The organism is Nostoc sp. LEGE 12454, from assembly GCF_056620565.1.
Window position 1 is genome coordinate 72,903 of record NZ_JBWQXL010000004.1, and the last position, 23,106, is coordinate 96,008.

The following is a 23,106-nucleotide window of genomic DNA, read 5'->3' on the forward strand; positions in this document are numbered from 1 at the left end:
CTAATTACCTCATTGATAGTTGACAGTAAAGCATTGACAACTTTAGTGATATTAAAAAGTTTGTTCTCACACAGTATAGCACTTGGAACTAAGTAGTCAAAGGGTAGCTTATTACTCGCTAATCTACGCATTGACAAAAGTGACAATTATAGAGGCTAGAAGAAGCTGGCAGTGGACAAAATTTATCCACGCACTAGCAAGTTTTTAGATAAAGATTAAATAAAGATGTTTTTTTGATACTTAAACATTACTTAACAAAGGTAATTCCATTTGAGTAATTATAAGTATTTTTACGGATTTTTTTAGTTGAATATAGAAAAATTGTTCAATATCAATAATGTTGAATCTGTCTGCGAACATCCTGTAAAGTGTAAGCGACCAATCACATCTGAAGTAGTTTATGTCCGTATTATTACGGGGATAAAATTAGTAATCTTGGGTATGCCTGATTTTTGGGTGATTGCGATCGCTCTACTTGGGTGCAGCGAGAACTGCCTCTGCCCTGCGATTCAAACGAATGGTGATTTCGGATGTTGGGGCGATCGCTGAGGGAATAAATTCGGTAAATAGCCCAATGGCAGAATTTTGAGAATTTTGCAGATGAAAAATTTTAAAATTTTTTGATGCAGTAGCGCAAATTTAGGATCGAAGAGAAACGCCATCTATAGCAATCCTATTTGAGTTGTGAAAACTATCGAACCGCCAAGTCGCCAAGATCGCCAAGAAAAGAAACAGAGAATTTCACAAATGATTTAGGATTGCTATAGCTCAAATAATAATTGACAAAATCAAGATTTGTAGTGCTAAATAAATCATTATTGATTGAGATAACACTATTCTTTATAAGGACGATCGCTACCTATTTTATTGTGCAGAAGCTTGGCTTACACAAGTACAGTTAGCCGATTGCAATTTTTTATTTTTCCAGAGGATTGATTGAAAAAGATATGAGTGATTTGTATAGCGGTTCTCGAATGGAAACAATACAGTTTGACCTCACTTCCATTCCTCTTTCCTTTTAGGAGAGAGGCTTTGAATCTTACTCCCCAACGCTAGTAGGGAAGGGGCTGGGGGTTAGGTCTGTATTGCACTCAACTGATAACCGCTATATAACTTGGATTCTCAAGTTAATTTTGGATATTTCAAAATTTCTTGTTTTCCCAAGCAGAGAAATTGAATTGAGGAGTTATGCAGTAGGAAACAACCTTGCTCTGGTAGAGTCTACTTGTTGGGTATAGTAGAATATTGCCGCAGGTAACTGTCCCGTCGCCTCTTGGACTTAATCTTTGTGGGCGATCTCCTCAGTTGCTACTACACTCAATCATCCGATCATGCAACCACCGATTACAGTTGGCACTGTCTTGCAAAACCGTTACCGCATAATTCAAATTCTCGGACAAGGAGGATTTGGTAGAACCTATCTGGCAGAAGACCAGAGGCGCTTTAACGAACTTTGCGCGATCAAAGAATTGAATTCAACAGCAAGGTCGGCTTTGGATTGGGAGAGGGCACAAGAGCTTTTTCACCGAGAAGCTGCTATTTTATATCAAATCGAACACCCACAAGTGCCGAAATTCCGGGAAAGATTTGAGCAAGACCAACGCTTATTTTTGGTGGAGGACTACGTTGCAGGTCAGACGTACCGCACTCTGCTGGCTGAACGTCAAGCTGTGGGTAAAACTTTCACAGAGGCTGAAGTATTGCAACTGATAGAGTTGTTGTTGCCTGTTTTAGAGCATATTCACAGTCGAGGAATTATTCACCGGGATATCTCGCCAGAAAACATTATTTTGCGAGATAGTGATGCTAAACCTGTATTAATTGACTTTGGGGTAGTGAAGGAACTGGCAACGCGTTTACAATCGCCAGATAGTCCCATACCAGAAACCACCGTCGGAAAATTAGGCTACTCTCCCAGCGAACAAATGCAAACAGGGGGAGCTTATCCTAGTAGTGATTTGTATGCATTAGCGGTAAGCGCGATTGTTTTGCTGACTGGTAAAGAACCAAAGGATCTATTCGATCGAAACCAACTAACTTGGAATTGGCAGCGGTGGGTAAAAGTAAATCCGCGATTTGCTGTAGTGTTGAATCGAATGTTGAATCATATACCGAGCGATCGCTATCAAAGTGCTGCTAGTGTATCTCAAGCACTACAACCTTTACATGAAGTCAGTGTTCCGAATGTAAATGTGTCTAACTTGCAGACAATGGCAGTTAGTCGCCGTCCTGATTTAGTAGCACCAGCAACTTCACCCAAGAAAACCGATCCTGTGATTCCAGCAAGTCCCACTAACTCAATTTTGGATAATCCGTTAGCGATCGCCGCAATTGCCATTGGTGTAGTGATCGTAGCAGGATTTGGTTCTTGGGCACTAGTCAGTTCCATCCGCAGTCAGTCAAAAACATCAGATGAGACGCTTCCACAAAATTTCCCTTCACCAGTAATTTCTGGTGGTACTACATTCACACCGACACCGACACCTATACCCACACTGACACCAACACCGACATTAACACCAACATCCACACCTACTAACGATCGCCCTGTTGTATCTACTGAGCGCCTCAAGCTGACAACATCTAACCCGATCGCGGTTGAAGGTACTCTCAAAGCAAATCAAATCATCCAGTACACCTTTTTTGGACGAGAAGGTACTAAATTAAACACGTTCATTGACCCAGGAAGCAGCATTCTGCTAACAGTCTTAAGTCCCAATGGACAACCAATTGATAGTACTGCCCAACAAGTCACATTTTATCAAGGCACATTGTTGGTTACTGGTAGATATACTATTGAGTTAACTCTGCTTTCAGGAGTTGCCGAAAGCAATTACAATCTCAATGTTGCATTAGAAAAACCAGTCAAACCAATTCCCACAGAGACACCCTTGCCAATTCCCACAGAGACACCCTTGCCACTTCCCACAGAGACACCTTTGCCAATTCCCACAGAGACACCTTTGCCAATTCCCACAGAGACACCCTTGCCAATTCCGACGATTACTGAAGCGCCGACTTTGCCGCCGGCTGATGGAACACAACCATTTTCTGGCCAAAGAAATTAATGTTAAACACACTACTGATTACTGGAACTGATACAGAAGCTGGTAAAACTGTTTTAACAACAGCGTTAGCAGCTTATTGGCAAAAATATTACCCGCAGCGTCGCTGGGGAATCATGAAACCGATTCAATCGGGAATTGGCGATCGCGAATGGTATCAAAAGCTATTCGTGCTAGAACAATCTGCTGAAGAAATTACACCTTTATACTTTCAAGCACCTCTGGCTCCTCCCATAGCAGCAGCACGGGAAAATCGCCGAGTAGATTTAGCACTTGTGTGGCAAGCTTTATCTAAATTGCGATCGCAGCGTGATTTTGTACTTGTAGAAGCCTTGGGTGGGTTAGGTTCGCCAATAACTGAAGAATTAACGGTAGCTGATTTGGCGGGGGAATGGCATTTACCAACAGTATTGGTAGTACCAGTGAGATTGGGTGCGATCGCTCAAGCAGTGGCGAATGTAGCGTTAGCTAGACAATCGCGCGTCAATCTCAAAGGCATTGTTTTGAACTGCGTACAACCCCGAACTGATGCAGAAATAGCCGACTGGACACCATTTCAATTAATTCAATCACTCACTAACACGCCAGTTTTAGGCTGCTTACCCTATCTAGATAACCTAACTGATTTAGATAAACTTGCTCAAATAGCATCAGATTTAGATTGGGAAACACTAACACTTGAGAATGATTTAAATTGAGATTACCGAGGGAAGGCAGGGGAGAAGTTGCAATAAGCTTTTCCCCTCCTGCCTCCTGCCTCCTGCCTCCTGCCTCCTGCCTCCTGCCTCCTGCCCCCTGCCTCCTGCCTCCTGCCTCCTGCCTCCTGCCTCCTGCCTCCTGCCCCCTGCCCCCTGCCTCCTGCCTCCTGCCTCCTGCCTCCTGCCTCCTGCCTCCTGCCTCCTGCCCCCTGCCTCCTGCCTCCTGCCTCCTGCCTCCTGCCTCCTGCCTCCTGCCTCCTGCCCCCTGCCTCCATCCTAAATAGCTTTCATTGACAGACTGACAATGAATGTCGCCCCCTGTCCAATTCCTGGACTTTCGGCTAACACTGTACCACCGTGTAATTCTACCAAGTGACGGACGATCGCTAACCCTAATCCTAGTCCGCCATGCGATCGCGTGCTGGAACTGTCAGCTTGACGAAAGCGTTCAAATACATGGGGTAAGAATTCGGCAGCAATTCCTGCTCCCGTATCACTCACCCGAATTTGCACGTAAGATTCAATGCACTCTAATTGCACATCAACTCTGCCGCCCTTGGGTGTAAACTTGACGGCGTTGGAGAGCAAATTCCACACAACCTGTTGCAAGCGGTTGGCATCGCCCACTATCTCTACTTTCGGGTCGAATTTACATTTGATACTAATCTCTTTAGCTTGGGCTGCTGGATACACAGTATCAATTGCCGCCTCTACAAGCGATACAAGTTCAACCCGCTCCATACTTAAATGGAGTGTGCCTTTAATAATCCGTGATACATCGAGAACATCTTCAATTAGTTGTGCCAGGGATCTAGTATTACGTTCAATTGTCTCTAGTGCCCGGCCACTAGTAGCTCGATCGAAGTTGCGAGTTCTAAGTAGCTGCGTCCAGCCCAATATAGCATTGAGGGGTGTACGGAGTTCGTGCGATAGTGTTGCGAGAAACTCATCCTTCATTCGGTTTGCAGTTTCGGCATCGGCGCGTGCTGCTTGTTCGCGTTTAAGCAGTTCTTCGCGTTCTTGCTCTGCTTGCTTGCGATCGCTAATATCAATCATGAATCCATGCAGTAGTTGCGGCCCATTTTCATCTCGCACTACATTTACAATGTCATATAGCCAGACAACTCTGCCATCAGCAGCCAACATTCTGTATTCAAATTCGTAATTATTTAGTGATAGAGAAGATTTTTGGCAATACTCAATAGCCCACTCCCGATCTTCTGGATGCATATTTTTTTTCCAGAAATTATCAGTGTACCAGTCTGACAATGGGTAGCCTAGAATCTCAACAGTTTGCGGACCTACGTAAGTAAAATTCCCAGTATTGGCATTTACTTCCCAAGGAATCACCCGGACTTTTTCGGTAAGTGTTTTTAACCGTTTCTCGCTTTGTTTAAGAGCTGCTTCTGCTAACTTGTGAAGTGTAATATCTGTGATGAGGGCAACAAATCCTGCAACTTTCCCCTCCTGGCTGAACTGGGGAATGTAAGTGACATTCACGTAACAGTTTGTGCCATATTTATCAGGTAATTGGGTTTCGTAAGTTACTTGCTCTCCTGAAAGTACTGCTTCTACATAAGGAAGAACAGACTGATAAACCGACTCTCCCAAAATTTCTCTAATATGTTTACCAGAAATTTCGGAAGCAGGAAGCCCATACCAGTCTTCATATTCTTTATTATTAAAGCGATAACGCTGCTCGCTATCAACATAAGAAATCTTGACGGGCACAGCATTAGTAATTAGGCGCAGTTCATCTTCTCTTTCACGGAGTGCTGTTTCTGCTCGTTTGTGTTCTGTGATATCGCGTTGAGTTCCCCACGCTCTAACTAAAAATCCATTTTCGATAATTCCCACTAGATTATTCAAAAAATATTTAGAATTACCTTGCTTATCTATTTCATGAGACTCGGCATCAATTAGTCGGTAGTTAGAACGGATAAAGTTACGCAGGTATGCAATATTATGGGGATCGGAGGCAACAAGAAAGTCTCCTAATCTGACACCGATAATTTCTTCGGCACGAGAACAGCCATACATCTGTGCCATAACATTGTTGCATTCTGCCAAGTAAACATATTGGTAAAAATGTTGAATTTGTTCATCTTCTGGAGAATCTAGCGAAATTGGTACTTCCAGTTCAATGCACCAAATACCTTCTGAACTCTGCTCTAAAAAAGTGCGATAGCGTTCTTCGCTTTTGGAAAGGGCAAGTTCTGCTTGTTTGCGTTTGCTTAAATCAATCACAAAAGAAATAATATCATCTTGGTTATTTTCTAACAAAGCAGAACCTAACAGGATAGGAACGTGGCTCTCATCTTTGCGGATGTATTCGTTCTCAAAAGGCTGACACACGCCTTTAGTTGTGAGTTCTGCGATCGCACTGTTGTTAGTTTCAATATAGTCTGGCGGGATCATCTCGCGCCATCTGACTCGCCCTGCGAGCAAATCCTCTTGGGAATAACCTACCATTCGTAAAAAAGCATCATTAGCTTCTGCGATCGCCCCATCCATCTTGGCTACAATTACCCCAATAATGTTGGACTCTACCAACCTTCTAAATCTGGCTTCGCTCACCTGTAGTTTCTGCAAACTCGTTTGAAGATGTTGTTTGGCAGTGCGTAATTCTGAGTTCAGCAAGTTAATAATTGTTGTCACCAGCATAAACAAGCCTAAGCGCAGTATATTGTCTAGACTTGCAACCAAGAGCGAAAACACTGGTTCTAAGCAAAAGTAGCTGACGGCTAAAGTAGACAAAGCAGTAGCCAGTAACCCTGCTTCCATGCCCCCATACCAGGCACTAACCGCCACGGCAGCAAAAAATAGCAGGAAAATACTTGATTTTAGTAGTGGCTGTAGCAATAGTGTTAATAGCAATACGCTACCAACAGCCAATAGTGCCACAGCATAAGGCGCTAGAAGGGAACGTGTTCCTCTCAATGTGGCTTCTCCTTTTATGCAGCTAGCTAAAGGATTATTCCCAAAATCAGCTAGAAAATGCGAGCGCCTGCAATTGCAGTCGTTTCAGCATAAAGCTCTGTCGCTGTTCTTTGTGGGATTCGGACAGGTTATTGTTGGTTTGCCGATAGGACATTCCATGACTAATGAGCGCATCTAGTTGGGTTTTGTCAGAGTTAGTTGGATGAATCATGCACTTTTTGCGTTATTAGTAATCAATAGATTAGGGAATGGGGCATAGCGCATGGGGCATGGTGAATGGAAATTAATTACCAATGCCCAATGCCCAATGACGGCAGTTACTCCACTTGGGGAAACCCCATCGCTTTTAGCGTCTCCCCTTGGGAGAAGACCGCACTGCCTCCCCAATGCCCAAAACCCAAAACCCAATACTCATGGCTCGTACCCCTACATTAAATTTTGATCGTGGCACATTAATTTTACATCCACCACCACGCGGTAAAGGTTGGATGGACTACGCTACGTGGGATGATAGAGTTGAAAAATTCCGCATCCCAGCAATTAGATACCGATCGCTAGTGGAAGCACTACAAGCGGAAGATGTGAATTTTATCGATGAGGCCAAGCAATTTTATCCTGTAGATTTGGTTCCTACTCTAGAAATGGAACCCTATCCCCACCAGACTGAGGCGCTAGCAGCTTGGAAACTGGCGGGTAGACAAGGAGTCGTTGTGCTTCCCACGGCGGCGGGAAAGACTTATTTGGCGCAAATGGCGATGCAATCAACGCCACGAACGACGCTGATTGTAGTCCCAACTTTGGATTTAATGCATCAATGGTATGCACATTTAGTAGCGGCTTTCCCCGATGCTGAGGTGGGATTACTGGGAGGTGGTTCGCGGGATCGAACGGCAATTTTAGTTGCAACTTATGATAGTGCCGCAATTCACGCTGAGACGTTGGGAAATCAATATGCGTTGATTGTTTTTGACGAATGTCACCATTTACCAACAGATTTTAATCGGGTAATTGCTGAATATGCGATCGCACCTTATCGCCTGGGACTCTCCGCGACACCGGAACGTACTGATGGCAAGCACGCTGACTTAAATATCCTCATTGGTCAAGAAGTATATCGCAAACGCGCTGAAGATTTGGCAGGGAAGGCGTTAGCAGAACATGAAATTGTCCAAATTAAGGTTAAGTTATCGCAACTTGAACGGGAAAGATACAACCAGTTAATTCAAACTCGCAATGACTTTTTGAAGCAATCAAAGATTTCTTTAGGGAGTTTGCAAGGTTGGCAAATGTTCGTGCAAATGAGTGCGCGATCGCAATCTGGACGTAGGGCAATGTTAGCGCATCGAGAAGCGAAAGATATCGCTTTGGGTACTGATGGAAAGTTGCGAATTCTGATTAATTTATTGGCAGAACATTATCCGGCAAGAATTTTGATTTTTACTGCTGATAATACGACGGTTTACCGCATTTCTCAAGAGTTGCTAATTCCGGCAATTACTCATCAAACTCCTGTGAAAGAACGCCATGAGATATTAACCAAGTTTCGAGAGGGTAAATATAATACTTTGGTTGCTTCTCATGTGTTGAATGAAGGTGTTGATGTACCTGCGGCTTCTGTGGCGATTATTTTATCGGGAACGGGTTCGGCTAGGGAGTATACTCAGCGATTGGGTAGGATTTTACGGAAGGGGAATATTGAGAATAAGCAGGCGATTTTGTATGAGGTGGTGGCAGAGGATACGAGTGAGGAGGGGACTTCAGCTAGGCGAAGAGGGGAGAGGAGAGCAGGGGAAGCAGGGGGAGAAAAAGAGAGGAAGGGGAAGTTACAGGTTGTGTATGGGAGTGAGAAGGAACGGAGTTTGAAGGCTGCGGAACAGTTAGAAATTAATTATTCAACCGGAAGTTCAAAATCTAAAATCCAGAATTCAGATGTTACCGACAGATTTACTGATGCATCGCCAAAACGGGGAGGAGATCATCCCGAAGAGACTGAAGATTGATCGGGGAACTTCGGAGTTGGCGACTGAGTTAATTAATTATTTTCAATCAGCAGTAGGGAAGACTCAAGGTGTGCTTGAGCGACAGCTGACTGATTTTGAAGGAGATTCTACAGATTATCGGGTGAAGCGGGGATTAGCTTATATTCTCAAAAGCAGTTTTTGCACTTTTGAGGTGGTTAGTCCTTTGGAACCACAGATGTTAAGAGAACGGGTGTTTTCTCTGGCTGCAAAGTCTGTTTCTAGTCGGGAATCAACCCAAGTTACTCTGAGTAAAATTGCTGATGAGTTAACTCAAGAACTTGAGCGGGAAGTTTTATTAGAACAGGTTCGTAATGGACTCTATGCTGATTTATCTGAAAATAAAATTTTGACTGTTTTTGATGCACCAACAGCACCAGATGTATTAAATAGATATAACTTATCTCAGGTACAGGGTGTGTTTTATAAGGCCAGTCAACTGGTGTTAAATGCTCACCGGAATGTTCCGGGAGAATATAAGTTGTTATTTCGCTATTTAAAGTTGTTTCAATTGATGGCTTATATTGAGGGTGATGCTGACCACGGGTTTACAATTACCATTGACGGGCCGACGAGTTTATTTAATCCTAGTACGCGATATGGGTTAGCGATCGCTAAACTTATTCCGGCTTTACTTCACGTTACTAAATGGAGTCTTTCTTCGATTCTCCAAAGCCGTGACGCTTATACAAATACTTGGAAAACTGGACGTTTTACTCTCAATTCTGAATGTGGTTTGGTATCCCACTATCCACCAGGTAAGCCCTACGATAGTATGTTAGAAGCATCTTTTGCTGATAAATGGGATGCATTGAAAAGTGGTTGGGCGTTAGAGCGAGAAGTTGATTTAATCCCAATTCCTGGTAGCGTAATGATTCCTGATTTTCGCTTGGTGCATCCTGATGGACGCACCTTCTTGTTAGAAATTGTTGGTTATTGGCGACCAGAATATTTACAAAAGAAGTTTTCTCAGGTGCGGCGGGCTGGACGTGATGATTTGATTTTGGCAATTTCCGAGCGACTTAATTTAGAGAAGGCGGGAGTAAAATTAAATGATGTACCTGCCAGAATTGTTTGGTTTAAAGATAAGTTATTGCCAAAAGCTGTGTTAGCTGTGATGGATTGAACAAGGAAAAATGATTGGGTAAATCATAACTAATTTATGCGGAGATGATATTTTTTTTAAACCCAAAATGTAACTTTTACTGATTGATTTGGCAATAAACGCGGATCTTCTCCACGAGATATAGCTGCCATAATTGACTCGACAAATATATGGATTGTGTCCGCAGGCGTATTATAAAATTGTGTCCCGTATTTAGCGATCGCTTCCCCCTGAATACCCAAAATTTCCACATCTTGGCGGATAATGTGTTGAGCAGTCCACCGCACAAAGGGACGTGCTAATTTATTCCAAATACCATAGTTATAGGTGACATCGGTGTAAACCAGAGTTGAATTATCGGTTTCTGGAATAGATTGACTGGTAATGAACAAATGGCGATTATGTGCCATTTTATATTCCACAGAGGTAATATTGGGCATATAAAAGCGATCGCTATGTTTAATCTCTGCATTCTGTAAATTCAGAAAACGGCTGTACCATCCCAAATTACTGTTTTCGTTGCGATACTCCACCAAAACCGAACCATTGCAGCGTTCAACAGTCATCTCTAACTTTTGTTGGCGGGAAGTACGGAAAACACCAGGATGAACAAAAGCCGTATGGGGAATATCAATAAAGTTCTCCGCACAATTAGTAACATTGTTAGCAAAATGATTAATTACCCGTACCGTCTCCCATCCTGTTTGACCGTAGTTAGGCATAGAAAAGGGTTCAAGATTAACGCTTGGGGTATCGGCTAACCGCACATAAACATAGCCATCCTGTTCTTTGGTAGCGTAACACTTGGCTCGACGCTGTGGGGAAGATTTGAAATCATCTCCTTCGGCTGGAACAGCAATAACGTTTCCAACCCCGTCATATACCCAACCATGATAGGGACATTGTAAAGCACCGTTACAGATTTTACCTGATGATAGACGGCTATTGCGGTGTAAACAGCGATCGCGCAAAGCTACGGCTTGTCCATCTTCACCGCGAAATATCGCTAACCATTCTCCTAAAACGGTGCGTGATAATACTTGGTTAGGTTGTAACTGTTCGCTGAGTGCGACAATGTACCAGAAATCTGCAAATTGCATGGTGGGTGGGAGCGATCGTATTTAAATTATGGCAATGTCTGAAGTAAATATTGCTGTATCTCTTTTGGTGTATCTACAGGCAAATTTAGGAAGAATTGTTTTACATTCTAATTAGCTTATGGAGTAATAGTGCTTATACATTTTAGGTAGGTGGTTTAGTAATCATTGTTGCTTGTAAAGCTAAAGATTATCTAGAATTGTCTGGTCGCAACAATCAGGAGGACTAGATGGCTGAATTCCATGTATCTCAATTGCTCAAGAGTGTTGCAGAACAAATGCGTATAGTATTACAACAAAAATTGATTTCACATCCAGGAGAACTGGGAACAGGGCGTGAGGAAGTAATTCGAGATTTTCTTCGGAAGCATCTACCCAAACGTTTTGGTGTATCAACTGGTTTTGTTTTTGATGCTCATGGGAAGGTTAGTCGTCAGATAGATATCGTAATTTACGATGCATCCTTGTGTCCTTCATTTGAGGCTGTTGGTAAGATGTTTTTCCCGTGCGAATCAGTTGTTGCTGTAGGTGAGGTTAAATCTCAGTTAACTTCTACAAAGATAGTAGCAGAGGCTTACTATAATATTCGATCTGTGAAAGAACTAGATCGAAGTGCAGGTGATAAAAATTTATCAATCATAGATGGTCATCCAATTGATCAAAGGTACAATCATTTGGATCAAATATTTACATTCTTGATTGTCACTGATCAATGTGTAAGTTCAAAAAGTATGCGAGAGACACTCTTCTACTACAATCGTGATTATCCTCGCTATCAATGGGTTAACCTTTGTTATTACTTTGATCAGTACCTAATTACATACTGCTGTGAAAATGGAGTCTGTCCGAACCCAATGGATGCATACGCCATCGGTTGCCTTGAAAACCAGTCTCCTGAACTGCTACTTTTAAAATTCTATAAATTACTAGCTAGAGCTATTGAAGTTATTAACGTCAGCAAATTCGCTTATTGGGAATACTTAAATGCTTCAGAGTCATGGGAAGCTTTCTCTTATCCATTTGATAGCATGATGCCATACGATGTCTGGGTTCCACCTCATATGTCTTACAGACCTGGAGAACCTGAATATCAAGAGACAGATCCTTATGCCCCAACTAGTGACTCAACAAACGCAACATGACAATACATTGGAGCTAGCTGTCGAAGGATATTGTTGCTGATGTAAAGGTGAGCTGTCTACGTTCGATTTAGCCTTTACACAGCTGAAGAGCTAAAACCTTCTAGTGAGTAGGTCGGTTTGACGTTATGAAACCCAACATTTCCCAAAACTGACAAGTCCGATCGCTAGTTTGATAATATAGATAGTGGCAAATTGTTGCACTATAAGCAAGAACCATTGAAGTAAAATCTCACGATTTAGCAGCCCAAATCAGGGAAATATCGTATTTATTGAACATTGAATCGGCACTGACAAGCGTCATTTCTTTTATCTGAGCCTGTGCAATCAACATTCTGTCAAAAGGATCTCTATGATGCAATGGTAAAGCAGCCGCTTGTAAAGCATGAGACGCGGTAATTTCTAGCGATCGCATTCCCAACTGTGCCATCCGACTAGAAATATAACTGTCTAAAGGATCTGGCAGTGGTAATTTACCGATGGCAACTTTTATACCTATTTCCCAAATACTAGCAACTGATAACCATAATTCATTGTTTTCATCAACAATGTGTGCGATCGCTTCCTCATTCAAACGCTCTGGTTGTGCAAACCACCATAACCAACATTGCGTATCTAGCAAAAGTTTCACTCCTCACTGCCCTCAAATGCTGCCAACATCTCATCTGGTAAAGGGGCGTTAAAGTCTTCTGGCACTACAAAACGCCCTTTATCCTGTCCTAAACTATCGCGGCGATTTGATGAGGTGCGAAACGGAACTAACTTCGCAATGGGAATGCCTCGGTCAGAAATAATGATTTCTTCTCCATGCTCTACCCGCAACAAAAGCTGTGAGAAATTCGTTTCAGCCTGATGGATATTTACAGTTTCCATGATTTTATTTAAGTCTCTAAATTGAGTTTAACCAATTCATCCTTCCATTAACCATTACTGTGAAATAAGCTTTCTGAATTCGCTTTTCGTGGATACAAATACAACGCTCTTGGTTAAGAGGAAAACTGATTGTCAATTTGATATGGCAAATATCTAACTCGCTAGAGACATCGAAGATTTTAAATATAGCTCGATTTCCACTGTTAGAAAGTCACTAAACGTATCATGACTTTTGACGAAATAAGGCTCTTGCTGCCCTTCGCAATATGAGTAAGTTGGTGGGTTATCACCTTCTGATAGCCTAAAAAAGCTAAACTGATAACCCTGGTGCATGAAAAATACAAAAGCATCCTCTGGCAAAGCTTCAGGAAAATCATTTTCTACCAAAAGTTCTTTAGCCCATTCTTGGATTTGCGGTAGATGCTGGTAAAAGCAATCAGAACCACGCAAAAACTTACCTGCACCATGCCCCATTATCTTGAGAAAGTCTTTGTAATTACTGGGCAGAGTAATACCTTTTTGTTGTTCAAATTGAATTATTTCTAAATCTGAACATGGCGAAAGCTGATTCTCATTAAAAATAAACTGAAGTGATTTGGGTAAATTGCGAATTGACACTTATACCGACTCCTTTACGCAATGTTTCCGTGATGTACATTTAGCTGAATGTTCGGGAAAGTCTGCCTAAACTGCTTAATAACATACTCACACGAATCACATGGCTCTCTTTCGGTGAATAACTCAATCTTACCCTTTACTTCTCTATTATTTGTATATTTTTGGGCGATCGCTTCTAATATTTTGTACTCTGAGTCTAAATCTCTTCGATGTCCGGTAACTTCAAAGGTTTTAAACATCGGTTGATTCGGTAAAATAACCGCTCCCTCTCGCAATAGCTTACCACTAAAGGCGAATAGCTCGAAAAACGTCTCATCTACCCATACTCTAGCAATAGCAACATTTCGGGCTGGTGCTGGCACGTTACAATTTTTACGAATTTCTGCAACGCGCTTTAACCAATCCATACTTGCTCTTTTAGTTGTTTTTAAATTACCATCTAAACCCTACGAATTTCAACATTACCTGTAACATCAAGCTGGCAAGCTAACCGCGCATGAGGATGATTAGCCACTAATGTCTCTAACATTTCCTGTTCTTCAGGTTGAGGAGGAAGAATATCACCAATAACCTCAACTAAACAAGTGCCACAAATACCAGTCCGACAACCAAATAAAACAGGTGAATTCTGAATTGTGAGATGTTCAGACAAATTTTGATGGCATTCCAAAGTGATAGGGACAAAATCACTTCCTGGAAAGGATATTTTACAGAAGTCAGCCATAATACGCAACAATTTTACCTAAACAACATTCTTCCATTCCTCTCTGCGTGAGATATAAACAAATCCTCTTGCTGTTCAAAACCTTGAAAAGCCCTTTTTTGTGTTGCCAAATATCGAGAAATTGAATTAGTAGCCATCAGTGACATATCCCGATTACGCTGCCAAAGATAATCGAGCTTTTCAATATACACTTGATAAGATTTCATGGCCTCCTGATGAGTTGAAAAACTGTGCTGTAATCCTTCCGAATCCTCGGTAAAACAACACCGCATCATTTCTTTAGCATCTTTGTCACTCATCTCAAAAATGCGCGATCGCAACACCCGATAAATATTGCTATACAGCGCCGGATCGTACCAGAATATCCCGTTAATCGCCGCAGAAAAATGAAAATGATCGTGCTGACATCCCAGCAATCCTAAATTAGCAACCAGTCGCTCAAAAGCAGTTGGTGGCTTAAGACAAGTGATAACATCGTGAGATATAATTGTCGAACTATTGAAGTGAAAACTTTCATCCATGAAGTGATAATAGGAGACTTTAGCAGGAATTGGAGTAGCTTCAGGATGGGGATGTTTTTGATAATAATTGCTGAGTTTGTGCTGTACTAACTTGCCGTTTAGCGTCCGTACTCCCCTGACAGTGAAATACTGACAAGCTAAAAAAGTATTATTCGCAGAAATTAGCCCAAAGTATTGAAGTTGAATTTTTTTCCACCAAGTTTTTAGGGCATTGGTGTCAGCATAAACCATCGTTTCTGTAAAGGGGCCGCGCATGGGGTAGGTAAAGATAAGTTCCCCAAACAACGCTTGTTCAACCTGTTTGGCAATTGTGCGAAAGGCGTTAATGTGCGATCGCTCTTGGGCGGATTCCAAATCTAATGTATCGCAGATTAAGCGAAAATCTTCTTGAGCGTAAAGTCCGGCTGCACTGGTTTGATTGAAAAAGATAGTTGCAATTTCCGCAGAAACAATTTGTGAGTAGTAAGCTACCCAGTAAAGTTGGTTCAAAATTATACGCTGATGTTGGCTGGACTGTTCCCATAATGGTGTACCATATAGCAGAGAAAATTCCTCTGGATTCCAATACTCGTTTTGACAATCCTCATAGCGAAACTTGATGACAGCTTCATCCATTAAAGCAGTATGGTCTTGCTGTTTGTTGCGAGTGTGATTAATTTGTAATTTGCGATGAATAGTTTTTTCCATATCCGTTTTTATTTCACGCAGAGATAAGATTGATATTTATCACACACATTGATGGGCGGGGAGTGGTTCAAAGGCTCCGCGTTCTTCTAAATTTTGCAGGATAGGCTGGGCTGATGTTCCTCCCATGAGCGATCGCAATATTTGTAATCGCGTTCCGCTGTGGGTTTCTGTATCTAGTTCTTCTAAAATTTGGATTTTTTGCGATCGCGTCAGATGTCCTTTCACTTGTTCAACTGCTGCTAGTAAGCTTTGCGGCCCCACCTGTACCATAAACAAAAACTGTGCCAATACATCAAGAATTGTTGTTTGACTAAATGCTGAAACAGTAATTTGATTAAACAAGGTGGTTCCCGTGGCGTGATGACGGGATTCAGATTGTAAAAAGCTGGAAAAAAGTTCTGCTAAAACTGGATAGCGGCATTCCTTCGCTAAACGCCGATAATGGCTTAAACCCCATCCTTCTAAAACGACTTGCAGCACAAACAACAAAACTGTTTTATCCGCACTTTCAACCACTTCTGATAGTAAGCGCAAAAACGGATCGTCCGTGCTAGTTACTTCCATTTGTGGCAAAAAATGGCTAATTTGGTGAAGGTGGGTAGCTTCATCAGCCGTAAACAATGCATAAAGCATTCGTTCTTCAACTGTTTCTGCTAACAGTACCATTTTTGCCATGTAGCCAACGCCTGCTTTCTCAATAAAATATGATTCTTTTAACAGACTGCGGTTGGCAAGTTCCAGAATAGCAGATTGTTCAGTAAGATTAGATTGTTGAAAACATTTTACTTTATGTAAGTTGAAAAATTCAGCATTCCAATAATTTAATTGTCGGTAATTAGCATAATTATTCTGATTGGGTAATGCTCCTGTTAATATCCGTCGCAAACGGTCATCAGAATCTGTGTGCGGTAGATCAAAACCAACAATATTATATTTTAAATCCATTTTTTCTGTTCAATTAAAGTGAATTCAGAGTTATACTAATTTTCCGTAAGTTTACACTTAAGAATTACTCCTTCTCTCTCTTGGCGTACTTGGCGTACTTGGCGGTTCGTTTAATAATTAACTGCATCTTCATAGCGAATTACTATTAGGTATTGATAGGGTTTGAATATTTGGATAATTAATAGTGTCCCAAGTTCCCCAGGTTAAAGCTTTCTGGTGATTAACGTGCTGAATAAATTCAATAATAGATTGATCTGCTTTAGTGGGAGTCTTTAAATCAAACTGAATTGTCTGAAATACCTGTGTATCTCCCTTGGCAAAGTAATTACCAACTTGCTGAGTTAACCATAACAAACCACGATTTAAAACCCATCCCCAAAATCCCGGACGCTTGGGAGTGACAAGAATTGTTTGCCCTTCAGTTTTACCACCTTCTATCATTCGCAGTGTAAATATAATGTAGAAATGCAGAAAATCCGGGCCTAGCGTCACAGTCCCAGTACTGCCATACCAGTAACACATACTATAAGTAACTTCGTTGCGATATAGAGGACGAATCAGGCGAATTAACCAAGAATCATCCCCTCCCCGTGTAGTGTTGCTGAAAGTAATAGCGTTAGGGTTGAGGTTTTGAGAATCAAATACAATCTCTAGGGGCAAATTGTGTACTGTATTGAAATGGTGAGCATCAATCGCATTAATTAGTAAGACATTGGGATGGCAATTTTTGACAAATCGAGTCCCCAATATATGATCGCAATCTGCCTGTTCTAACTCTGGTACAAAAGGCAACGAACCTGGCTTTTTTTCACCCACCCAAACCCAAATCATGCCGTACTTTTCTGCCGTGTGCCAAGTTTTAATACACACTGGTAGCGGTTTTCCGAGAGAAGGAACATCTACACAAATTCCGCGACTGTCATACTTCCAATTATGAAAAAAGCAGCGAATTCCATCACCTTCTACCTTACCTTCTGCCAAATGTGCGCCCATGTGTGGACAATAAGCATCTATAGCTACTACCTGACCACTAACTCCCCGATAAATTGCCAGATTTTTACCTAGTAAAGTTATAGCTTTTACCTTACCAATTTTTAATTTTTTTGATGCTAATGCCCAGTACCATCCCTCTATAAATTGTGTCGGATTGTTAAAGTTTGATTGTGGGTTTGTAGATACCATAAAAGTTAAATGAGAACACAATCTTGCACAAATTGCAATGATGATTTTGACTCCCACATTCGTTTTCCAGCACGAGTGAGATTGTCATAGTTAATTTCAGTTAAACAAACTAATTCATCACCTAACCGATAACCGGGGTTTTTTTCTTCAAAAAACTGTATATGGGGGTTAGTCTGTCTTCCTGTGGGGATTTCAATTAACTCCTCACAGAGAATTTGGGGATACGGAAAATTGACGATACCAGTTGATTCTTGGTATAAACTACCATAGTATTCCCGTGCTAAACTCACCATCAGATTTGTAACATCGGCTGGTGTTGTAACATCATAACGCGGATAGAAATCTTGCCAAAAAGTAGGGAGAAAACGATAAGTACGAAAACCAGAGCAAATTAGCAGCCAGTAAAGTTTATTTTCTGCATAGTGTTGACGCAGAAAATTGATGGCGGCAATCCAACTACGTGGTAGTGTTGTACTCGACCAAGCACTAGGATCAACGATAGTATCGCCAGAATACACCACACTAATTTGTTCTCCCAAAAAAGTCTTTTGGCATAACATCAAAGTTGAAAATCCTTTGAGTGCATTGGATGTTTCATCTCTCAACAACAAAACCCAGTTTTTGCGCTCTAGATCGATTTGAAAGCCATCCCAGGTTATACCTTTAAAGTGATTTTGCAGCAGCGCATACATGGCGGTGCGATCGCTTGGCTGCAAATTTTGAACAGGAATCAGTAAACTCTTCATTACTCGTAAATTACTTAGGCTCGATTTGTATTATATTTAATTAAAACTTTATCGACCATTATGGTAAATTTACGGGGTAATGTGACAGATTCAAAAATGGTTATTTACGCTACAATTCTGTATTCACATTTTGCACCTTCTCAATATAGAGTTGATGGAAATCGCCCACTCTACAAAATAATTAAGATGTATTTAGATTGAGAAACAAAACGCAACATTACCAAAGCTTTTATTGGGTTACGCGATCGCTAATCTAACCTACTATTCTACACCCCTATTTTTTGACCATCGAGACGGTTTTAGCTGATTTACATACTCCATATATTCAGCTAATGGCCGATCGATACTAAGGAGCAACTTCGGATTAAAACGAATATTGTCGTAAATTTTGCCATCCTCATCTCTGAGCATATAGTAAGCCAAGCGAGTACAGAATAACAAAAACTGACTTTGCAGATATCCCACAATACTTTGACGTTTTTCAGTTACATAAATCGGTTGAATTATAGTTCTTCCAGGTGCAATTGGAGTATAAGCATATATCATAAACAGTGGCGGAAAAAGCCTGACATCTTTCATCATTGTTAACAAACCAATGCAACCATGAGCATAACGCATTGAATATTGATATGTAGAACCAAGGAATCTTTGGCCTAACTTCTCTCTCCAAGTGGTTTGAGGGAATTGTCCCCGCATTGTAAAGTCAATTTGCGTGCCTAATTCGCTACGATGTAGTGACAGATCCATTTTGATATCTAAATGATGAATTGTTTTTAAATGTTGAGCATCAATCCCATTCATCATACAAATATGGTGATGGCAACTTCTGGCAAATGCAATATCAGCTTGTGCAACAATTTCTTTACCCTTCAATTCATCAAAATCAGCCACTCCCTCTGGTGCTTTAGCATCTGGATAAATCCAGATAAATCCATACTTTTCCTCTGTTGCATAAGCTTGTAATTTAGCTTGAGTAGGAATTTCTGATTGACAGGGAATATTTTGACAAATCCCTGTCTCATCAAATGCCCAATGATGAAATGCACAACGAATCCAATTACCATCAACCTTCCCAATTCCTAAATCTGTCCCCAAATGAGGGCAGTAAGCATCCAAAGCTCGTACTTGCCCATCTTCACCTCTAAAAATTGCAATTTTCTGACCGCACACTTCTACAGATTTTGCTGTTTGTTTAGGGATTTCATGACTAGGGCAGGCAATATACCAACCCTTAGCAATTACATTCCAATTATTGAAGATTTGCATAATTGTTTGATAAATAATTATTTAATATTTCTTGTCGTTGGCGAATATCATCTTGATATTTACCCGTCAAAATCCTAAATAACATTTTACCTAAACAATAAGAAGCCCGCCAAGAAAATACAGCATCTTGTAAATCAATATGGCTACGCTCAAATAACAAATGTCCGGTTAATCCCAACAATTGAGTTAACGGTAAGCCCAAGAGTAACCAAAAGTTTTGCAATTTCCAAGTATAAAAGAGTAAAGTGTAAAAAAAGAATATTCCTAGAATGTGTAGAGTAATATTAATTGGATGTTGATGTTTAAGAATAAAAATATCCCAATAGTCTGTAAAAGTATGATCCAGAATTTGATTATTAATCCGATTTCTCCAATTGTGTTGAGGATTAGAATTCATGTCAAAACCTTAGTAAATTTCACCTCGCTACATCACAAATTTTACTCAGAGATAGTATGAGCTTGTAGCTTTACAAACAATGAATCGAGACTGCTGTATTCATCGGCATATACGGCATCTAACTGTTTAGTAATTTGCTCCGGTTTATGCGATCGCAAGTATTTTTTAAGTGCTACAGCATAAAGCTGACTACGGGACAACTCCATAAGTTTTGCAAACTATTCAGCAGCTTCAAAGAGAGGATCGGGAATGGAAATCGCTGTTTTCATAGATTAGTATAACTAATGTTATACCTTATGCTATCGATTTTTTGTAATGAGGGCAATTATACAATCCACTACTAACAGCAGGTACAATGATTGGTTATGTCTCTTCAAAGTCAGACCACTCAATTCCTAGTTGTTTTATAGCTGCTCTTAATGTTCCTAGTTTTAGATCGCGGCTACTCCAGTCAGGAAGTACAGTTGCTTTCTGCGTAATTGGATTAAACCACTTCCTATGCGAGCCTCCGCCACGTCTGGGAATTTCTTCACATCCAAGCCTAGATAATTTCTTGGCAACTTCTCTATAGTTCATTTGGTAGAGATAATTGTTTCTATCAAAGCTGGTGAGTTTTGGTCTACAGATTGTAGGTTGTGAGGAAGCTCTTTACCTAAATCTTCATACACTTCAAGAACCGCTTCAAATGCATCTCTAGCATTCACTAAAACTTCGTCCACAGAGTTCCCCTCAGTTATCAGTTCTGGCAAAAGCGGAGAAGTTACCGTAAACCCACCCTCTGGCTGAGGTGTAAGTAGTAGTGGAATTTTGTAGAGCATAACTAGATTTGTTTATTTACTGATTTCAGGTTAACAGCATCATAACATTGCCAAAATCGTCGGGTTGTGTAGTGCATCAGATTTGGTTGCTATACCCTGTTTGAAACTCAGCGATCGCACTTTATCCACCGTAGGCATCGCTTTTATAAAAATAGTGCTTTATATTTCGTTAACATAGCCTACAAAAACATAGAACGATATAATTTATACCTTAATAGTCATTATCAGCTACACAAATACCTTTACATTTAATACCGTTCGTAGCAGTGCGCCGACAATGAGGACATAGAACTTTTTCATTTTCTGTTTCTTCATTTATTTTTATACTAGTGCTTGCCTGTAGATTGTCTTCGTCGGTCTGAAGTTTTACATTCATAAGAATAAAGGAATTTTTCACGGTTTAATATTTCGTCGCTTTTTTCTGGCCGTTATTAAGCAGAGGTTTGCACCGAATCATAGGGCTGGATAAGAATCTCAGCCGGAATACCTAACTCTTGATTTAACTTCCGAATCATCTCCAAGGTCAAGGAGCGTTTACGAGATAGTATCTCAGATACCCTAGCTCTACTGCCGAGACATGACTCCAAATCACGGCGAGACCAGCCACGGGTATCCATGTAATATTGAATTGCTTCGATAGGATCGGGTTTTTCAATAGGAAAATGTGCCTTTTCGTAAGCTTCTACTAAGGTACTCAGCACATCTAATCGATCGCATTCAGGTGTATTAGGGACGGCATCAAACAGAAACTCAATTTCTCGAAGAGCTTCCTGATAGTCAGCTTGGGTTCTAATTGGACGTAATTCCATACATCAACCTCTATTTAGATAGTTTCTGCATCTACTTTGTCATACTCGATATGAGTGCCAATAAACCGGATAAAAACAATACCGATATCATAACGAATTGCGACAATGAGCCGATAACTATTGCCTTTGATGTTGAATACGACACGGTTGTTAGCAATAATACTGGCATTACCATGAGCGGCTTTAACATCAACTGGACTCTGCCAATCGGCGTGAGAGGCTTCATAGTACCAAGTTTTTAGTGCTTCTTCAGCATCTGCATGAGATTCCCAGAAATTTCGCAGGGCACTGCGGGATAAAATACGCATAGCATTTATGATAATTTGATCCCAAAGTGGGATCAAGAGTAACTTGAAGAGATACTAACTTTTATCCCGAATTAAGCCTAACATTCCTAATCAGCGATCGCTCTTTTTACCAAATTTAGAACTATTGGTTATTTTCCAATAATTGTGCTGCACTATAAAACGGTTCTCCTTCAAAATTTAAGCATTCCAACTTTTTCAAAAGTAAATCCTTCAAATCCAAGTGATTATGCTCGACAAGAACACATCGTAAATCATAACCATCCATCAAAATAATTGATTTATCGTAATTCTGCTTTAGTAATGGACATACATTTTTTGACCAACCATTAATTGACAGAAACAAGCCTAATGTCTGCTTACCCGATCGACTAATTTTACCATAAAGGCTATCAAGTTGCCGTATATCTGTTAGACTTTGAGTCCATTTGCATTCAACTAAGTAGTACCAGCTTTCAAGCTTAAATGCACCGTCTATTTGTTCACCACCTTCATTCCTCTTAAAGCTCTTTTGAGTTGGGATCTCATAAATAGAAAAAATCCGTTCTAGTAAATCTTCAAGCAATAATCCTCGTTTCTTTTTATCTTCCGAATTTGTTAAACCTGCAAACTTATCGAATTCTGACAATAGCTTAGATAGAAACAAATAAAATTGCTCTTTCTTTAAATAATCTTCATTATATTTTCTTGCAATACCTTCTTTTAATCTTTCAGCAATTTTTTGACATTCGTCAAACAAGTTTTTATTTTCATAACTAACAACTTGATGAGCTATTAACTTCTTCGTACTCCAATATTCTAATAATTTTTCTAGTAACTGTCCTACTATAGGATTAGGTTCTTCTTTCCAAAGTTTTCTTAATCGATTTGCTTTTGAGCCACTTTGATAATTATATTTTTCATCATATATATCGATGTTCAAGCTTTCTAAGATAAATTCCTGAAAGGTTCTGTTTGAAAAATCTAGTACATAACCACCACCCATTTCGAGCAGCTTTTCTAACTTAAGTTTTTCAATACTTGTTAAATCTGACATTTTGTATCGAATCTAAAAGTAAACATGAAAGTTATTTGTCTGTCTATGCTTTGTTTTTGCTGACATACCTCGAAAAAGTATTTGTCGGGTAAGTTTTGATTAGGCTTTTTTCTTGCT

The 23,106-nt window shown here is 40.5% G+C and carries 26 protein-coding genes; 6 read left to right on the plus strand and 20 right to left on the minus strand.

The window, feature by feature from the left end:
- The first annotated feature begins 306 nt into the window (after positions 1 to 306).
- The 3 genes from AC1F2U_RS05785 (at position 307) to bioD (ending at position 3,763) form a co-directional block, all read left to right on the plus strand.
- Entirely contained in the window at positions 307 to 549 is a 243-nt protein-coding gene (locus AC1F2U_RS05785) for a hypothetical protein (RefSeq protein ID WP_480260239.1), read from the plus strand.
- A 782-nt stretch (positions 550 to 1,331) separates the two neighbouring features.
- A complete protein-coding gene (locus AC1F2U_RS05790; RefSeq protein WP_480260240.1) occupies positions 1,332 to 3,068 on the plus strand; it encodes a protein kinase domain-containing protein in 1,737 nt (578 codons plus the stop codon).
- The gene (bioD, locus tag AC1F2U_RS05795; RefSeq protein WP_480260241.1) at positions 3,068 to 3,763 is read left to right on the plus strand and encodes a dethiobiotin synthase; all 696 of its coding nucleotides are present in this window, start codon (positions 3,068 to 3,070) and stop codon (positions 3,761 to 3,763) included. The genes AC1F2U_RS05790 and bioD overlap by 1 nt, the downstream gene beginning before the upstream one ends.
- 276 nt (positions 3,764 to 4,039) lie before the next feature.
- Here the strand turns inward: bioD and AC1F2U_RS05800 are convergent, their stop codons facing one another.
- Entirely contained in the window at positions 4,040 to 6,703 is a 2,664-nt protein-coding gene (locus tag AC1F2U_RS05800; RefSeq protein WP_480260242.1) for a PAS domain-containing sensor histidine kinase, read from the minus strand.
- Between the two features lie 46 nt (positions 6,704 to 6,749).
- Positions 6,750 to 6,914, minus strand: coding sequence for a hypothetical protein (locus AC1F2U_RS05805; RefSeq protein WP_480260243.1), 165 nt, complete (start codon positions 6,912 to 6,914; stop codon positions 6,750 to 6,752).
- 202 nt (positions 6,915 to 7,116) lie between these two features.
- Between AC1F2U_RS05805 and AC1F2U_RS05810 the strand changes: the two genes are divergently transcribed.
- Both AC1F2U_RS05810 and AC1F2U_RS05815 read left to right on the plus strand, forming a co-directional pair.
- Positions 7,117 to 8,703, plus strand: a complete 1,587-nt coding sequence (locus AC1F2U_RS05810; protein WP_480260244.1) for a DEAD/DEAH box helicase — start codon at positions 7,117 to 7,119, stop codon at positions 8,701 to 8,703.
- Positions 8,633 to 9,847, plus strand: a complete 1,215-nt coding sequence (locus tag AC1F2U_RS05815) for a DUF790 family protein (protein ID WP_480260245.1) — start codon at positions 8,633 to 8,635, stop codon at positions 9,845 to 9,847. Before AC1F2U_RS05810 ends, AC1F2U_RS05815 begins: the two co-directional genes overlap by 71 nt.
- A 56-nt stretch (positions 9,848 to 9,903) precedes the next feature.
- Here the strand turns inward: AC1F2U_RS05815 and AC1F2U_RS05820 are convergent, their stop codons facing one another.
- Positions 9,904 to 10,926 (minus strand): aromatic ring-hydroxylating dioxygenase subunit alpha, encoded by a 1,023-nt coding sequence (locus tag AC1F2U_RS05820; protein ID WP_480260246.1) that lies wholly within the window; start codon positions 10,924 to 10,926, stop codon positions 9,904 to 9,906.
- A gap of 227 nt (positions 10,927 to 11,153) precedes the next feature.
- Here AC1F2U_RS05820 and AC1F2U_RS05825 point away from each other — a divergent pair, with 227 nt between their 5' ends.
- Positions 11,154 to 12,065 (plus strand): DUF6602 domain-containing protein, encoded by a 912-nt coding sequence (locus AC1F2U_RS05825; RefSeq protein ID WP_480260247.1) that lies wholly within the window; start codon positions 11,154 to 11,156, stop codon positions 12,063 to 12,065.
- Positions 12,066 to 12,294: 229 nt separating this feature from the next.
- Here AC1F2U_RS05825 and AC1F2U_RS05830 read toward each other — a convergent pair whose 3' ends face one another.
- The 17 genes from AC1F2U_RS05830 to AC1F2U_RS05910 all read right to left on the minus strand — a co-directional run bounded on the left by AC1F2U_RS05830 (position 12,295) and on the right by AC1F2U_RS05910 (position 22,989).
- The gene (locus AC1F2U_RS05830; RefSeq protein WP_480260248.1) at positions 12,295 to 12,693 is read right to left on the minus strand and encodes a type II toxin-antitoxin system VapC family toxin; all 399 of its coding nucleotides are present in this window, start codon (positions 12,691 to 12,693) and stop codon (positions 12,295 to 12,297) included.
- A complete protein-coding gene (locus tag AC1F2U_RS05835) occupies positions 12,690 to 12,935 on the minus strand; it encodes a type II toxin-antitoxin system Phd/YefM family antitoxin (protein WP_480260249.1) in 246 nt (81 codons plus the stop codon). Before AC1F2U_RS05835 ends, AC1F2U_RS05830 begins: the two co-directional genes overlap by 4 nt.
- A gap of 153 nt (positions 12,936 to 13,088) precedes the next feature.
- Positions 13,089 to 13,553 carry an SMI1/KNR4 family protein gene (locus AC1F2U_RS05840; protein ID WP_480260250.1) on the minus strand — a complete coding sequence of 155 codons (465 nt, stop codon included), beginning with the start codon at positions 13,551 to 13,553 and terminating at the stop codon, positions 13,089 to 13,091.
- 14 nt (positions 13,554 to 13,567) lie between these two features.
- Positions 13,568 to 13,960 carry a deaminase domain-containing protein gene (locus AC1F2U_RS05845; RefSeq protein ID WP_480260251.1) on the minus strand — a complete coding sequence of 131 codons (393 nt, stop codon included), beginning with the start codon at positions 13,958 to 13,960 and terminating at the stop codon, positions 13,568 to 13,570.
- A 32-nt stretch (positions 13,961 to 13,992) separates the two neighbouring features.
- A complete protein-coding gene (locus AC1F2U_RS05850) occupies positions 13,993 to 14,277 on the minus strand; it encodes a 2Fe-2S iron-sulfur cluster-binding protein (protein ID WP_480260252.1) in 285 nt (94 codons plus the stop codon).
- A gap of 14 nt (positions 14,278 to 14,291) precedes the next feature.
- On the minus strand, positions 14,292 to 15,485 hold the full coding sequence (locus AC1F2U_RS05855) for a P-aminobenzoate N-oxygenase AurF (RefSeq protein ID WP_480260253.1): 1,194 nt from the start codon (positions 15,483 to 15,485) through the stop codon (positions 14,292 to 14,294).
- A gap of 39 nt (positions 15,486 to 15,524) precedes the next feature.
- The gene (locus tag AC1F2U_RS05860) at positions 15,525 to 16,430 is read right to left on the minus strand and encodes a ferritin-like domain-containing protein (RefSeq protein ID WP_480260254.1); all 906 of its coding nucleotides are present in this window, start codon (positions 16,428 to 16,430) and stop codon (positions 15,525 to 15,527) included.
- Positions 16,431 to 16,559: 129 nt separating this feature from the next.
- Positions 16,560 to 17,612: an aromatic ring-hydroxylating dioxygenase subunit alpha gene (locus tag AC1F2U_RS05865; RefSeq protein WP_480260255.1), complete on the minus strand. Its 1,053-nt coding sequence runs from the start codon at positions 17,610 to 17,612 to the stop codon at positions 16,560 to 16,562.
- Positions 17,613 to 17,617: 5 nt separating this feature from the next.
- On the minus strand, positions 17,618 to 18,358 hold the full coding sequence (locus AC1F2U_RS05870; protein ID WP_480260256.1) for a hypothetical protein: 741 nt from the start codon (positions 18,356 to 18,358) through the stop codon (positions 17,618 to 17,620).
- A 261-nt stretch (positions 18,359 to 18,619) separates the two neighbouring features.
- The gene (locus AC1F2U_RS05875) at positions 18,620 to 19,624 is read right to left on the minus strand and encodes a Rieske 2Fe-2S domain-containing protein (RefSeq protein ID WP_480260257.1); all 1,005 of its coding nucleotides are present in this window, start codon (positions 19,622 to 19,624) and stop codon (positions 18,620 to 18,622) included.
- Positions 19,608 to 20,021, minus strand: a complete 414-nt coding sequence (locus tag AC1F2U_RS05880; protein WP_480260258.1) for an Mpo1-like protein — start codon at positions 20,019 to 20,021, stop codon at positions 19,608 to 19,610. Before AC1F2U_RS05880 ends, AC1F2U_RS05875 begins: the two co-directional genes overlap by 17 nt.
- A gap of 41 nt (positions 20,022 to 20,062) precedes the next feature.
- Positions 20,063 to 20,227, minus strand: coding sequence for a hypothetical protein (locus tag AC1F2U_RS05885; protein WP_480260259.1), 165 nt, complete (start codon positions 20,225 to 20,227; stop codon positions 20,063 to 20,065).
- A 157-nt stretch (positions 20,228 to 20,384) separates the two neighbouring features.
- Entirely contained in the window at positions 20,385 to 20,597 is a 213-nt protein-coding gene (locus AC1F2U_RS05890) for a type II toxin-antitoxin system HicA family toxin (RefSeq protein ID WP_480260260.1), read from the minus strand.
- The gene (locus AC1F2U_RS05895; RefSeq protein WP_094352872.1) at positions 20,594 to 20,839 is read right to left on the minus strand and encodes a type II toxin-antitoxin system HicB family antitoxin; all 246 of its coding nucleotides are present in this window, start codon (positions 20,837 to 20,839) and stop codon (positions 20,594 to 20,596) included. The genes AC1F2U_RS05890 and AC1F2U_RS05895 overlap by 4 nt, the downstream gene beginning before the upstream one ends.
- A gap of 431 nt (positions 20,840 to 21,270) precedes the next feature.
- On the minus strand, positions 21,271 to 21,648 hold the full coding sequence (locus AC1F2U_RS05900) for a helix-turn-helix domain-containing protein (protein ID WP_480260261.1): 378 nt from the start codon (positions 21,646 to 21,648) through the stop codon (positions 21,271 to 21,273).
- A gap of 14 nt (positions 21,649 to 21,662) precedes the next feature.
- A complete protein-coding gene (locus AC1F2U_RS05905; RefSeq protein WP_480260262.1) occupies positions 21,663 to 21,956 on the minus strand; it encodes a type II toxin-antitoxin system HigB family toxin in 294 nt (97 codons plus the stop codon).
- Positions 21,957 to 22,077: 121 nt separating this feature from the next.
- Positions 22,078 to 22,989, minus strand: coding sequence for a hypothetical protein (locus AC1F2U_RS05910; RefSeq protein WP_480260263.1), 912 nt, complete (start codon positions 22,987 to 22,989; stop codon positions 22,078 to 22,080).
- Positions 22,990 to 23,106: the final 117 nt, after the last annotated feature.